Origin of the sequence: Janthinobacterium darwini, assembly GCF_051380905.1 — a bacterium.
In the GTDB taxonomy this organism is placed as follows: Bacteria; Pseudomonadota; Gammaproteobacteria; order Burkholderiales; family Burkholderiaceae_D; genus Janthinobacterium.
Genome location: NZ_JBNYXX010000001.1, coordinates 2,898,886 through 2,912,916, shown reverse-complemented (window position 1 = coordinate 2,912,916; position 14,031 = coordinate 2,898,886). Strand labels below are relative to the sequence as shown.

Annotated in this window: 9 protein-coding genes; 6 read left to right on the top strand and 3 right to left on the bottom strand. The window is 65.3% G+C overall.

The genetic code is table 11. From position 1 onward, the window contains the following. Positions 1–9 precede the first annotated feature (9 nt). Together ACQ4WZ_RS13365 and ACQ4WZ_RS13360 are read right to left on the bottom strand one after the other, a co-directional pair. On the bottom strand, positions 10–1,236 hold the full coding sequence (locus tag ACQ4WZ_RS13365; RefSeq protein WP_436573643.1) for an exonuclease SbcCD subunit D C-terminal domain-containing protein: 1,227 nt from the start codon (positions 1,234–1,236) through the stop codon (positions 10–12). Positions 1,237–1,303: 67 nt separating this feature from the next. Then, positions 1,304–4,324, bottom strand: coding sequence for a PAS domain S-box protein (locus ACQ4WZ_RS13360; protein WP_436573642.1), 3,021 nt, complete (start codon positions 4,322–4,324; stop codon positions 1,304–1,306). 281 nt (positions 4,325–4,605) lie between these two features. On the opposite strand from ACQ4WZ_RS13360, the gene ACQ4WZ_RS13355 reads away from it, so the two are divergent. Together ACQ4WZ_RS13355 and ACQ4WZ_RS13350 are read left to right on the top strand one after the other, a co-directional pair. Beyond that, positions 4,606–4,977, top strand: a complete 372-nt coding sequence (locus ACQ4WZ_RS13355) for a YajD family HNH nuclease (RefSeq protein ID WP_034755042.1) — start codon at positions 4,606–4,608, stop codon at positions 4,975–4,977. A gap of 23 nt (positions 4,978–5,000) precedes the next feature. Then, a complete protein-coding gene (locus ACQ4WZ_RS13350) occupies positions 5,001–5,669 on the top strand; it encodes a response regulator (protein WP_436573641.1) in 669 nt (222 codons plus the stop codon). 35 nt (positions 5,670–5,704) lie between these two features. Here the strand turns inward: ACQ4WZ_RS13350 and ACQ4WZ_RS13345 are convergent, their stop codons facing one another. Then, on the bottom strand, positions 5,705–7,849 hold the full coding sequence (locus ACQ4WZ_RS13345) for a TonB-dependent receptor domain-containing protein (RefSeq protein WP_436573640.1): 2,145 nt from the start codon (positions 7,847–7,849) through the stop codon (positions 5,705–5,707). 289 nt (positions 7,850–8,138) lie between these two features. Between ACQ4WZ_RS13345 and ACQ4WZ_RS13340 the strand changes: the two genes are divergently transcribed. The 4 genes from ACQ4WZ_RS13340 to ACQ4WZ_RS13325 all read left to right on the top strand — a co-directional run bounded on the left by ACQ4WZ_RS13340 (position 8,139) and on the right by ACQ4WZ_RS13325 (position 13,992). Then, a complete protein-coding gene (locus ACQ4WZ_RS13340; RefSeq protein ID WP_436573639.1) occupies positions 8,139–9,422 on the top strand; it encodes a winged helix-turn-helix domain-containing protein in 1,284 nt (427 codons plus the stop codon). After that, positions 9,419–10,411 carry a DUF2804 domain-containing protein gene (locus tag ACQ4WZ_RS13335; RefSeq protein WP_436573638.1) on the top strand — a complete coding sequence of 331 codons (993 nt, stop codon included), beginning with the start codon at positions 9,419–9,421 and terminating at the stop codon, positions 10,409–10,411. Before ACQ4WZ_RS13340 ends, ACQ4WZ_RS13335 begins: the two co-directional genes overlap by 4 nt. Positions 10,412–10,515: 104 nt before the next feature. After that, entirely contained in the window at positions 10,516–13,212 is a 2,697-nt protein-coding gene (locus tag ACQ4WZ_RS13330) for a bifunctional acetate--CoA ligase family protein/GNAT family N-acetyltransferase (RefSeq protein ID WP_166674824.1), read from the top strand. A 105-nt stretch (positions 13,213–13,317) separates the two neighbouring features. Further along, complete coding sequence (locus tag ACQ4WZ_RS13325; protein ID WP_436573637.1) at positions 13,318–13,992, top strand: hypothetical protein; 675 nt, start codon at positions 13,318–13,320, stop codon at positions 13,990–13,992. Positions 13,993–14,031: the final 39 nt, after the last annotated feature.

Here is a 14,031-nt window from a genome sequence, read left to right as displayed (position 1 = left end):
CAGGTGCGCTCAGGCGCCGGGCAGCAGCAGTTCGGCCAGGGCCGAGAGGAGTTCGGGTGGTGCTTCCTTGGCGTATTTTTGCAGGTACAAGCGGCGGAAGATGTCGTCCGGCTGCAGCTGGCCCAATTGGTCGAGCGTCATGTTCTCGGGTGCGCTGCTGCGCGCGGCGCTCGACGTCTCGATCTTTGCCAGGCGCACGCTCTTGCCGTCGAGCGCCGTCTCGATGCGCGTGCGCAGGCCCGGCTCGGGCGCGTCGAGTCGCACGCGCACTTCCAGGAAGGGCTGCGCTTCCGGTGGCGCAGCGGGCACGTCGAGGGCAGCCAGCTGCGCCAGCACTTCGGCTATGGGCGCAGGCGTGCTTGGCACGCGCAGCAGGGGCACGGCGCGCGGCACCTCGATGACGCGTACTTCGCGTAATTGCTCGCCTTCGATATCGAGGCACAGCACCTGGTGGCGGTAGTTCACTTCCGCGAAGGACAGGGGAATCGGGCTGCCGCAATAGCGGATGTGTTCTTGCCCGCCGACGGCCTGCGCCTTGTGCAGGTGGCCCAGCGCCGCGTAGGCGATGGCGGCATCGAAGATTCCCGACGGCAGCATCTCGGTGCCGCCGATGACGATGCGCCGTTCGGAATCGTTCGACATTTCGCCGCCCACCATGTGGCAGTGGCCCATGGCAAGGATGGCTTGCCCGGGCTGGCGGCGCGCCAGCGCCAGGTCCGCCAGTTGGCGGTACAGCAGGGCGATGCCGCCCAGGTAGGCATCCTGGGTGTCGCCGGCGGGCAGCTTCGGCACGTCGCCGGGACGCAAGAAGGGCACGGCCAGGCACCATGCCTGCACCTGCCCATCGGCGCCCGACAAGGGCAGCAGCAGGCGTTCCAGGTCGATATCGCCATCTTCGCCGCGCAGCACATGGCCGATCACGTGGGTGCCGTGCGCGGCCAGCAGAGGGCCGGGCGCTTCCAGCCGACCGGCCGAATCGTGGTTGCCGGCGACGACCACCAGCTGTAGCGCGGGCAGGCGCGCGCGCGCCTGCTGCAGGAACATGTACAGCTGCTTTTGCGAGGCGGCCGACGGGTTGGCGTTGTCGAACACGTCGCCGGCCACCAGCAGCACGTCGACGCGTTCGGCCACGACTGTGTCAAGCAGCCAGTCGAGGAAGCGCTGATGTTCGTAGCCCCGTTCGTAGTTGTGCAGGGTCTGGCCCAGATGCCAGTCGGAAGTGTGCAGCAGGCGCATGGTGGGGCAAGGGTAGGGAAGACAGGCGCCAATATAGCAGGAATGGCGCCAGGCGCCATTGGCTGGATCAAACTACTGCAGCACCCGCGCGATACGTGTTCCTGCCATCCTGCTTGGCCTGGTACAGCAGCACGTCGGCCCGCTGCAGCAGTACGGCAGGGGGGATGTCTTCGTCGCGGTAGAAGGCCAGGCCGATGCTGGCGGAAATGCGCACGATGATGCCATCGAGTTCGAACGGCTGCTGCATGGCGGCGACGATCTTTTCCGCCAGGACGGCCGCGTCGTCGGGCCGGGTGATCTGTTCCATGATGATGGTGAATTCGTCGCCGCCCAGGCGGGCGATGATGTCGGTGGCGCGCATGGTCTGCGTCAGGCGCTGCGCAAAGGCGCGCAGCAGGGCGTCGCCGGTGCCGTGGCCGTGCGTGTCGTTGACGGGCTTGAAGCGGTCGATATCCATGTACATGACGGCCATCAGGTGCCGCTGCCGGCGGCTGGCGTGCATGGCGTCGCTGAGTTTTTGCTGGAAGCCGGCGCGGTTCGACAAGCCGGTCAGGGCATCGACCTGGGCCAGCTTCAGCAAGCGCTGTTTTTCGCGCTTTTGCACGGTGATATCCTGGCGCATCACGTGAAAGCCCGCCACCTGCAGCCTGTCTTCGCCTATCTGCGGGATGTAGATCACTTCCATGCAACGCTCGATGCCTTCTTTTTCGTCTTCTTCCTCGAAGCTCAGGGTTTCACCGGCAAGCACTCTTTCGATATATGGCGCCATCGTGCGGTAGCGCGCCTCGCCGACGGTCTCGCGCACGCTCTTGCCCAGCGCCTGCCGGCCCGTCAAGCCGAATTCGCGCTCATAGGCGATGTTCAGGAAGCGGTAGACCTGGTCGGCGTCGATATACGCGATCATGGCCGGCAGGGAGTCGGCGATGGTGCGCAGGCGCGCTTCGCTTTCCCGTAGCGCCACTTCCGATTCGCGCAGGGTGGTGATGTCGTCCAGGCTGCCCACATAGCCTTCGATCTGGCCGTCGATGAGGATGGGGGCGATCTTCACGGAGACCCAGACCAGCCTGCCGTCGCGCTGCAGGCAGCGCAGGGTGGACTGGAACGGCGCATGGCTGCGCGTGAGCTGCTCCAGCGCCACGTGCATCAGCGGATAGTCGTCCGGGTGCAGGGCGCTGGTCCAGCCGGCGGCCAGGGCGGCGGCGCGCGGCAGGCCCGTGATCGATTCGAAGGTGCGGTTGACGTAAGTGCAGCGGCGCTGGCGGTCCAGGCGCACCAGCCCGAGCGGCGAGGCGTCGTTGACGGCGGCCAGTTCGGCCTGTTTCTGGCGCAGTTCCAGTTCCTGCTGGCGACGCTGTGAGATATCTTCGGCGATGCACAGGATATGTTCGATCTGCTGGCGCTCATCGAACACGGGCACGGAGACGGCGCGCAGGTAGCGCAGGCTGCCATCATGCAGGCGCAGCGGTTTTTCCGTATGGTCGATGACGCCACGTTCTGCCAGGATGGCGCGGTCGTCCGCGGCGTCGTGCAGGCCGAAGTCGGGCGGGAATGCCTGGCAATCTGTCTTGCCGATGACGTCGGCGGCCAGGTGGCCGGTGATATCCTCGGCCGCCTTGTTCCACACTTCCATCTGGCCGAAATTTTCCGGGCGCGCGCTTTTCACGTAGACCAGCACCGGCAAATGGTCGATCAATGACTGCAGGAAGCTGCGGTTGTCCTGCAGCGCCAGTTCGTCGTGCTTGCGGGCGCTGATGTCGCGCGAAGTGACGGCCACGCCGTCGGTGATCGGCACCACCTGATGGCGCAGCCAGCGTGTGCCGCCCGAGGCCAGCGGCAGCTCGAATTCATCTTCCAGCGGCCGGCCCGTTTCCATCACCAGCACGAAGCGCTTGAAAAAGCGCTCGTCGCGCAGCAGCGGCACTCGCGGCAGCACGCGCTGGCCCAGCAGTTCGGAGCGTGGCTTGCCCAGCATGTCGGCGGCCCGCTCGTTGACGTCGGCGAAGATGAAGTCTTCCACCGGCTTGCCCGGCGCTGGGCGCCAGGCCTTCAGCAGCAGCACGGCATCGAGGCTGCCCTGGTGCGCCGCGCGCAGCAGCGCTTGCGTTTCCTTTGCCTGGCGGATGCTGCGGCGCAGGCGCGCGCTCTGGCGCATCAGCAGGGCCGTAAAGCCGGCAATGAGCACGCTGGCGGCGAGCAGCGCGCCGACATACGCCAGGCGGCGGTGTTCGAAGCGCGTCAGGGCGGTGGCGCGGCTCACTCCCACCACGGCCAGCAGCGGGTAGCGCGGCAGTTCGCGGTAGCTGTAGATGCGCGCCGTCTTGTCGACGGGCGGCTCGATCAGCAATTCTTCGGCGGCATGCTGGGGCGGCCCAGGCATGCGGAAGTCGATGCGGTCGCTGAGAATCAATTGCTCGCCGATGCGTCCCACCGTCAGGCCGCTGTCGCGTGCCACCAGCATCAGCGCTCCCTGTTCATCGAGGTTCAGGCGATCGTAATCGTCGACAAAATAGGTGGGGTCGACGTGGATGATGATGGCGCCGGCAAAGCGGCCCTGACCATCGTTCAGGCGGCGCGCCAGGCGGATGGTCCAGTGCTTGCTGCCCGCGTCGAGCATGGGCGTGTCGACCAGGGCCGTGTCGGAAGCATTGGCGGCCAGCGCCCTGAAAAATGCCTGCTTGGCCAGGTTTTCCGGCAAATAGGCGTTAGTGCTGTCGAGCACATTGCCCCGCGCGTCGACCAGCGCGATCGGCAGTGCCAGTTTTGATGGCAGCACGCTGTCGAGCAGGCCCTGGCGGCGCGTGAATTCATTCAGGCGCAGGCCGCCGTCCGTTTCCTCGTATTTGAGCTTGAACAATTGCGTGGCGTGATCGGTCTGACGCAGAGTGAAACTGGTATGGTCGGCCAGAGTACGCGCCAGTGACTGGCTGACGGCCACGGCGTCGCGCACGGCGCTGGCTCGCTCCTGTCCCACCTGATAAAAGACGGCCGCCCACAGCGCCAGCAGCAAGATGAGCGCGAACAGGGGCACCAGGCTGAAACGGTACAGGCGGCGGGCAAGGCGTTGCAGGGGTCTTGTTATCGCTATCACGGGCGCTTGCAGGCTATATTCATGGAAAAGGGGAGGGGCGGCGTGGCGCGCATGATAGCCGATCCGGCTGCCTTGCGCGTAACCCTGTTGCCGCCGCTCCCATCGTCTGTTCGCGGTCTGTCGCTAGGCTTATTTTGCGTTAAATCAAATATTCGTGGTGCCGCGCACGCTAAAAAAAGCACGCCGGCGGCGATACGGGCTGGCGGCGTGGCAGAAAAAGTACAATTGCGCCTCCATCCTCATTAAAATGAGTGCTTCTCCCTCCCATATCGAAAGTTGTCATGCAGAGTAAAAAGCCCGACGCGGCAAGACTGGACAAGATCGTGGCCGAAGCGCGCCGCGCCGCCGACCAGCGCGAGAGCGGCTACCGCGAGCGCTCGCTGAAGATGTATCCGTGGGTATGCGGCCGCTGCATGCGCGAATTTACGCGCGCCAACGTGCAGCAACTGACGGTGCACCACCGCGACCATAACCACGACAACAATCCGCCCGATGGCAGCAACTGGGAACTGCTGTGCCTGTATTGCCACGACAATGAGCACTCGCGTTATCTGGAAGCGGACCGTGGCGCCGGCCTGCTATCGGCCGAGGTGGCGCCCGCCACGCACAATCCCTTCGCCGCGCTCGCTGGCCTGATCAAGAAAAAGGACTGAGCGGGCCATCCGGCCTTGATCCCATGCGCATCTTGCTGACCGAAGACGACCCGCAGCTGGGCCGCGCCACGCAGATCGGTCTGGAACAGGGCGGCTATGCCGTCGACTGGGTCACGAGCGCCGAACACGCGCACACGGCCGTGCGCCTGCACGACTATGGCTGCATCCTGCTCGACCTGGGCTTGCCGGGGCAGGACGGCATGCAGGCGCTGGGCGTGCTGCGCGACAACGGCTATAGCGGCGCCGTGCTGGTCGTCACGGCGCGCGACCAGGTGGGCGAGCGCATCGCCGGACTCGATGCGGGCGCCGATGACTTTATCGTGAAACCGTTCGACCTCGATGAGCTGGCCGCGCGCATTCGCAGCGCTTGCCGCCGCGCCGCCGGCCGCCTGCGCGAAAACCTCGTGCACGGCGACCTGGTGCTCGATATCGCGGACCGGCAGGTGACGCAAGGGGGAATGCCCGTGATGTTGACGGTGAAGGAATTTCGCATCCTGCAACTGCTGCTGGAACACGGCGGCCGGGTGCTGAGCCGGGAACAGCTGGAGAAAAACCTGTACAGCTGGGGCGATGAAGTGGAAAGCAATGCCGTGCAAGTGCATATCCACCACCTGCGCAAGAAGCTGGGGCGGGATTTGATACGCACCGTGCATGCGATCGGTTACTGCATCGACAAGCCTAAAGCGGCTTGACGAAAAAACGGGCGGCCCGCAGGCCGCCCGCTTGATCAGAAATCGACGGTTGCTGACAGCCACAGACGGCGTCCGTCCAGGCTGTTGACGTAGCGGTTGGCGTAGGTCAACGTCGGAGCGCGGTAAGGCTGGTAGTCGACGAAGTCCTTGTTGAGCAAGTTGTACACGGCCGCGTTGAGGGTGACGCGCTGGTTCAGCTGGTAGCTGCTGCCCAGGTGCAACATGGTGTAACCCTGGTAGTCGCCCAGCGCGGCCTTGGCGGCGCGCGTGGAAGCCGAGGTGCCCGGATCGCGGAAGCGTTCGCTGCGGTACTCGGCGCGCAGCCAGCCGTTCCACTCGCGCGAGATATCCCACGACAGGCGCGCATTGACGGCGTGCTTGGGCGTGTCGCTCAGGGCCTTGCCGGCGTTGCTGCCGCTCTTCTGTTCGCTTTCCGTGTAGGTGTAGTTGGCGCTGGCCGACAAGGTCTTGCCCAGCGGGAAGCGCGTGTTCAGCTCGACGCCGCGCGTGACGGCCTCATCCACGTTGACCGACTGGCCAAACGCATCGACGTTGGGCCAGTTGCCGAAGCTGACGCAGCCGGGACGGTTCGGCGCGGGACGGTAATCGCAGTTGACGAGGCCTGTGCCCGTGGTGATCTTGTCCTTGAATGCGTTGTTGAACAGGGAGCCGCTGGCGGTCCAGCCCGCCAGGTTGTCGAAATACGCGCCGATTTCCGTCGTCGTGCTCGTTTCCGGCTTCAGGTTCGGGCTGCCGACGAGAGGAATCGTGCCCTGGCCGCCGAAACCGTTGATGCCAGGCGACAATTGCTCCACGCGCGGCGTCTTGTAACCCTTGCTGACGCCGCCCTTGATGGTCCAGTTCGGCGTCGCATTCCACACGGCGTAGGCACGCGGGCTGGTCTGGCCGCCAAAGATGCTGTGATTGTCATGGCGGGCGCCGAAGGTCAGCGCGACATGCTCCAGCACCTGCCATTCGTCTTCCACGTACAGGGCTTTTTGCGTGAATTCGAATTTCTTTGGCGCCACGCCGTCCGTCATGTCCGCTTTCCACCATTGCGCGCCGACGGTAGCCATGTGTTTGCCCAAAGGCATGACCAATTTCGTGTCAAACACCTGGCTTTCCACTTCCAGCGTGCGCGCGCTGCCGGCGACGGCGCCCGGCGTGCCTGGCGGAATCGTGCGGCCCAGAGTTTCCGTCTTGTTCACCATGTAGCTACTGTCGAGCGTGCCGAAGCCGAAGCGGCCCGTGTGCGACAGGGTCCACTGGTCGCGCTTGTATTTCTGCTCGGGACCGTAGCCGCCCTGCAAGCCCAAGGTGCCCAGCTGCTGTTTCGAATTGTCGTAGGTCTGGCGGCCCGCGTCGGCGTCGAGGATGACGGTGTGGTAGCGGTTTGGCGTAAAGGCCAGGCGCGCGCCAACGTTTTCAATGTCCGCGCGCACGGGGTTGGCGCCCATGTTCGGCGCGGTTCCCGGACCGGCCGCGCCGTTGTAGCGGATATCGGCCGCATCGCGGCGCTGCTTGCTGCCGCGCAGGGACAGGCCCAGCAGGTCGGCGGCGATGGGGCCGCTCAGGTAGTAGCGGCCGTTTTTCACGTCGCCAAAGTCCGATTCCTGCTGCAAGGTGTAGTCGGCCGAGATAGAACCCATCCATTGCTTGGCCACCTTGCGCGTGATGATGTTGATCACGCCGCCCATGGCGTCCGAGCCGTACAGGGTCGACATGGGGCCGCGGATGATCTCGATGCGCTCGATGGCGGCCAGCGGCGGCATGAAGCTCGTTTGCGTGCCGCCGAAGCCGTTCGGCGTGACATTGCCGGCCGCGTTCTGGCGGCGCCCGTCGATCAGCACCAACGTGTAGTCGCTGGGCATGCCGCGGATGCTGATGTTCATGCCACCCGTCTTGTCGCCCGCCGCACCGACGTCGATGCCTTCCACGCTTTCCAGCGCCTGCGTCAGGTTGCCGAAGCGCTCTTTCGACAGCTCCTCGCGCGTCAGCACGGTGATCGAGGCGGGCGCCTGTTTGATATCCTGCTCAAAACCTGAGGCGGAAACCACCACTTCGGGCATGCTGGCAGGCGTGCCCGTCTGGGCGTGAGCGGGCAGGCAGGACAGGGCGGCCAAGGCCAGGGCCAGGGTGGTGGGACGCGGCAGGCGCGCGCGGCGGGTGCTGTTGGACATGCAAACTCCTGGAGGGTTGATTCGTAATTGGTCTGTATTTTTTGGGTAATGGGAATCATGAAAGCAATAAGAATCATTTACAATTACTGACCTGGCTTCCCAAAAAATATTTGGCTCCGGATCATGCGCAGAAGTTCTTAAGAGATTCTTAACAAGCTGGCCGGGAATGCACGGCGCTGTGTTCTCGTCGGCGGCTGCGGCGTCGTGCGCCTGGGCTGCCTGCCGTTGCCGGGCAAGCCGATAGCGATAAAACGTGCAAGGGTCACGCGGAATGCGGTATCTTTCAGCTATGCACAGCCCAGACAAGCACATTTCTCCCGACCTCCCCCCTTTATCGCTGGCTGCCGCGCGCGCCTTGCACCTGGCCGCGCAGGGATTGCTGCAAGCGCGCCGCAAGAAGGCCGTGAAGGCCGACGTGCTGGCCGCCATCCGCCAGATGGGCGTGCTGCAGATCGACACCATCCATGTGGTGGCGCGCAGCCCGTACCTGGTGCTGTGGAGCCGGCTGGGCGATTATCCGCAGCCGTGGCTGGAGCAATTGCTGGCCGAGGGCGCGCTGTTCGAATACTGGGCGCATGAAGCCTGCTTCGTGCCCATCGAAGACTATGGCTTGTATCGCCACCGCATGCTCGACCCGGCCGCCATGGGCTGGAAATACTCGGTCAAATGGATGGCCGAGCAGGGCGATGCCGTGGCCGCCGTGCTGGAGCACATCCGTGCCAACGGCCCCGCGCGCTCGGCTGACTTTGAACGCACGGATGGCCAGGCGGGCGGTTGGTGGAGCTGGAAGCCGGAGAAACGCTCGCTGGAAGTGCTGTTTACGTCGGGCGTGCTGATGATCGCGAAACGCCATCATTTCCAGCGCTATTACGACCTGGCCGAAAGAGTGCTGCCCGGCTGGCACGATGGCTTGCTGCTGCCTGAAGAGCAGGTGCGCCGCCACCTGCTGCTGGCCAGCGTGAAGGCGCTGGGCCTGGCGCGGGCCAGCTGGATCAGCGACTATTTCCGCACGAAACAGTCGCGCGCCAGTCTGGCGCAGGATTTGCAGGCGCTGGTGGACGAGGGAGTGCTGCTGCGCTGCGCAGTAGCCGGCTGGGATGATGCCGTCTACGTGCATGCCGAGCATGGCGAATGGATGCGCGCGGCGGCGGCCGGCAAGCTCTCGCCCACCCTGACGACGATATTGTCGCCGTTCGACCCCGTCGTCTGGGACCGGCGCCGCGCGCTGGAATTGTTCGGCTTTGACTACCGGCTTGAATGCTATACGCCGGCCGAGAAGCGCCGCCACGGCTACTTCACTTTACCTATCCTGCGCCGCGGTGCGCTGGTGGGGCGCCTGGACGCCAAGGCGCACCGCGCGCAGGGGCGCTTCGAGATCAAGTCGCTGGCGCTGGAAGACGGCGTGCGTCTCAGTGCCCGCCTGGTGCAGGACGTGGCCGGCGCCGTGCAGCGCCTGGCGCACTGGCATGCGTGCCCCGCGATTGATATGGCGCGAGCGCAGCCGGCAGCCTTTGGCGCGCAGCTGGCTGCCGCCCTGCAGAATGGCAGCGAAGCGGCAAGGCGGGTCGCATGATGCTGCCACCAGCCCCGCCCGAACTGCTGGACGCCGAGGGCCAGCCCCGTTTCGGCCGCTACACGGGGCAGTTGAATGCCTTCGACTGGGCCGCGTTGTCGCCGCCGCATGCGCGCGGCGCCTTCTGGCGTTTGTTCCACCACAAGCGCTGGCATTACGTGGCCCTGTCCACGCCCACCCTGTTTTGCGGCGTGGCCATCGTCGACCTCGGCTGGACCAGCACGGCGTTCGCGTATGCCTTCGACCGTCACAAGGGCAAGATCGTGGCCAGCTTTTCGCAGGATGGCATTCCTGGCCTGTCCGCTGCCGTGGCGCCGCACGCCGCTGCCAGCAGCCGTTTCCGCTTCCTGTCGCACACCATCGTCATCGAGTCCCAGCCGCAGCAGCGCTACCGTTTGCAGCTCGATTGCGGCCATTTCGGCATCGATGCGGAATTCGGCCCGCCCGTGGCGCCGACCCTGCTGGCTATCGGGCCGGTGGCCGAAGGCGGCAGTGTGCATGCGACGCAAAAATCGGGCGGCCTGCCTTTGTGGGGCACGGTGCGCTGCGGCGCCATGGGCTACAGCCTCGATGACGGCGTGGCCAGTTTCGACTATTCGAACGGCTTGCTGGCGCGCGAGACGGAATGGCGCTGGGCTTCGGCGCACAGCCTGGACCTGGGTTTCAATCTGCAGGCCGGCTATTTCGGCGCGCATGAAAATGCGCTGTGGCTCGATGGCCAGCTGTATGCGCTGGGCCGCGCGCATTTTGACTTCAATCCCGACAACCCGCTGGCGCCCTGGCACGTGTGGACGGACGACGATTTACTGGACCTGCACTTCAAGCCTGAAGGCGCGCGGCGCGAGGACAAGAACCTGTGGATCGCCGCCAGCCGCTACATCCAGCCCATCGGTACTTTCAGCGGCTGGGTACGCACCAGCGCGCAATCTCCCAAGCGCATCGTGGCGCATCTGGCGGGCGTGACGGAAAGCCACCGCTCGCGCTGGTAGGCACGCGCGGTTTTTTTGCGAAACGCGCTACAAGGTCAAGTTTTTTTGGCAGCGCATCCTATACACTGGCGCGTAGCCGCTCCGGCAATCCATGAGGCCAGAACATGAGTATCCGTAATCTCGACAAGCTGTTCAAGCCGGCCTCAGTGGCCCTGATCGGCGCCACGGCGCGCGAACACAAGCTGGGCGCCATCGCCCTGGCCAACCTGCTGGGCGGGGAGGGGCAGGGTGCGCAGGACAAAGGGGCGCAGTACAGAGGTGATATCTGGCCCGTCAATCCCAAGTATGACGAGTTGATGGGCCTGAAATGCTACCGCAAGCTGTCCCAGTTGCCCAAGGCGCCGGACCTGGCCATCATCTGCACGCCGCCCGCCACGATTACCGGCCTGATCCGTGACCTGGGTGCGCTGGGCACGCGCGCAGCCATCGTCATGACTTCCGGCCTCGATCCGGTGCGCGAGCAGTCCCTGCGCCTGGCCATGCTGAAAGCGGCCAAGCCGCATCTGCTGCGCATCCTCGGCCCCAACAGCATGGGGCTGCTCGTGCCGAAGCTGGGCTTGAATGCCAGCTTCGCCCACCTGGGTGCGACCAGCGGCAAGATCGCCTTCGTGTCGCAGTCGGGCGCGCTGGTGTCGGGCGTGCTCGATTGGGCCAACGCGCACGGCGTGGGCTTTTCCAAGTTCATTTCGCTCGGTGGCAGCTATGACATCGATTTCGGCGATCTGCTCGACTACCTCGCCGGCGACATCGACACGGCTGCCATCCTGTTGTACATGGAAGACATCCAGGCGGCGCGCAAATTCATGTCGGCGGCGCGGGCGGCCGCGCGCAGCAAGCCCGTCATCGTCTTGAAGGCGGGACGCGAGGCGGAAGGCGCGGCCGTGGCAGCCTGGCATACGGGCGCGCTGGCCGGCTCCGACGCCGTGTATGACGCGGCCATCCGCCGCGCCGGCATGCTGCGCGTGTATTCGGCCGAGGAACTCTTCGATGCCGTGGAAACCCTCACGCATATCCGCGCCCAGCGCGGCGAGCGCCTGGCGATTTTATGCAATGGCGGCGGCCTGGGCGTGATGGCCACCGATGCGCTGGTGGGCAGCGGCGGCAAGCTGGCCGATTTGTCGCCCGATACCGTGATCGCACTGGAAAAGGCCCTGCCACGGGGCTGGTCGCACGACAATCCCGTGGGCTTGCCCGGCGACGCGCCCGTGCAGCGCTATGTCGACGCCATCAAGCCCCTGCTCGACGAGCCGCAGGCGGACGCCTTGTTGCTGCTGCACGCGCCCACGGCCATGGTCTCGTCGATCGACATCGCCGAAGCCGTCACGCCGCTGATCAAGGCCACCTCGCGCACGGTGCTGTCGTGCCTGCTGGGCGGCACCACGGTGGCGCCTGCGCGCCAGGTCTTCAACCGGGCCGGCATTCCCACCTACGACACGCCGGAAAAGGCCGTGCATGGTTTCATGCAGATCGTGCAGTACCGGCGCAACCAGGAAACCCTGATGCAGGTGCCGGCGCAGCTGCCCATGTCGGCCACGCCGCGCCGCGCGCGCGTGCGCGAAATCGTCGCCGCCGCGCTGGCCGCCGGCCAGACGGTGCTGGGCGAATGCCGCTCGAAGGAAATCCTGGCTGCCTACGGCATTCCGGTGGCGATGACGCGCATGGCGGCCGACGTGGAAGAGGCGCTGGCCGTGGCCGCGGACATCGGCTACCCGGTGGCGCTGAAAATTCATTCGCCCGACATCGCCCACAAATCCGACGTGGGCGGCGTGGCGCTTGACCTCGACACGCCCGACATCCTGCGCACGGCCGCCGCCGCCATGCTCAAGCGCGTGCGCCGCATGCGCCCCGATGCGCTGATCGACGGCTTTACGGTGCAGCAGATGGCGCGCCGGCCGCAATCGCATGAACTGATCGTCGGCGTCACCACGGACGCCGCCTTCGGCCCCGTCATCCTGGTGGGGCAGGGCGGCATCGCAGTGGAAGTGACGGCCGACCATTCCATCGGTCTGCCGCCGCTGAACATGGTGCTGGCGCGCGACATGCTGGCCCGCACGCGCGTGTCGAAACTGCTGGCTGGCTACCGCAACCAGCCGCCGGCCGACATCGATGCCATCTGCTACACCCTGATCCAGGTGGCCGAACTGGTGGCCGATATCGGCGAGCTGGCCGAACTCGACATCAACCCGCTGGTGGCCGACGCCGACGGCGTGATCGCCCTCGACGCGCGCATCCGTCTGGAACCGGGCCAGAAGAGCGACCGCTTGGCCATCCGCCCGTATCCGCAGGAGCTGGAAGAGCAGGTGACGTGGATGGGGCAATCCATTTTGCTGCGCCCTATCCGCCCCGAGGACGCGCCGCAGCACCTGGACCTGTTCAATGCGCTGGACCCGGACGACGTGCGCCTGCGCTTCTTTACCTCCATGCGCGAGCTGCCTGTGTCGCAGCTGGCGCGCCTGACGCAGATCGATTACGACCGCGCCATGGCCTTCATCGCCACGCACACGGGCCCGGACGGCAAGCCGGAAACCCTGGGCGTGGTGCGCGCCGTGGCCGACCCGGACAATATCCACGCCGATTTCGCCATCGCCGTGCGCTCGGCCCTGAAGGCCAAGGGCCTGGGCCACATCCTGTTTGAAAAGCTGGTCGACTACTTCCGCAGCCGCGGCACGGAAGCGCTGGTGGGCGAGGCGATGGCGCGCAACAAGGGCATGCAGCGGCTGGTGAAAAGTTTTGGCGGCGAAGTCACGCCATCGGAAGAGCCGGGCGTGGTCAACCTGCATATCGGCTTGCGCGCGCCCTGAAAAAAGCCGGTGCGGGTTTGTGCAGGATCAATCCCGCCCCTGTCGGTAGTCTTTACACTTTCACTTCCAGGATGAGACATCCAGCGCATTTTCGGGAGTGAGTGCATGCTTACGGCAACATATATATTGGTTTCCCTGTCGGTGGAACAGGCCAGTATCCGCATGAGTTTGTTGGCATTTCAAAAATACATGCAGGTGCAACTGCGCCAGCAGAGCCGGCTGAGTCTGGCGCAGCTGCAGTACACGGGCGACTGGCTGAACCGGCTGTATCAGGGCGGCTACTGGCGCAAGGTGGAGATGTATCTGATCCCCGCCATGCGCCAGGCCACACCGCATGCGGATGGCTTGCTCAATGGTCTGCTCGATGAACTCAACGGCCTGAACCACGCGGCGCTGGAGAGCATCAACGTCGTGCAGCAGCGCGCAGGAGCCACCCTCGACTGCTCCGAGCAGCAAACCGAGCAGCTGTGTGCGGCCATCGATGCCTTTTGCACGGCCTTGTTGCAGCGCCTGGAAAAAGAAGAGCGCGAACTGTTCGCGCTGGCGCGCAAGGTCATCGTGGGCGAAGCGTGGTTTGCCATCGCCTACCAGTTCCTTGCCCACGATGCGCAGGTGCGGGAAGCACGTCGTGGCAGGGCGCAAGTGCTGCCCTTTATTTTGCCCGTGCCTGTGCCGGCATCGGGTACGCCCGGCGGTGCCATTGCAACCACGGGTATGGCCGGCACCTCGGCGGAGGATGCCTTGCCTGGCATGCCACCGTCCCTGCTTGCGCAGGCTTGAACGGGTAGCAAGCGCCCACCCCGTCCGCCCGTTTGCGCC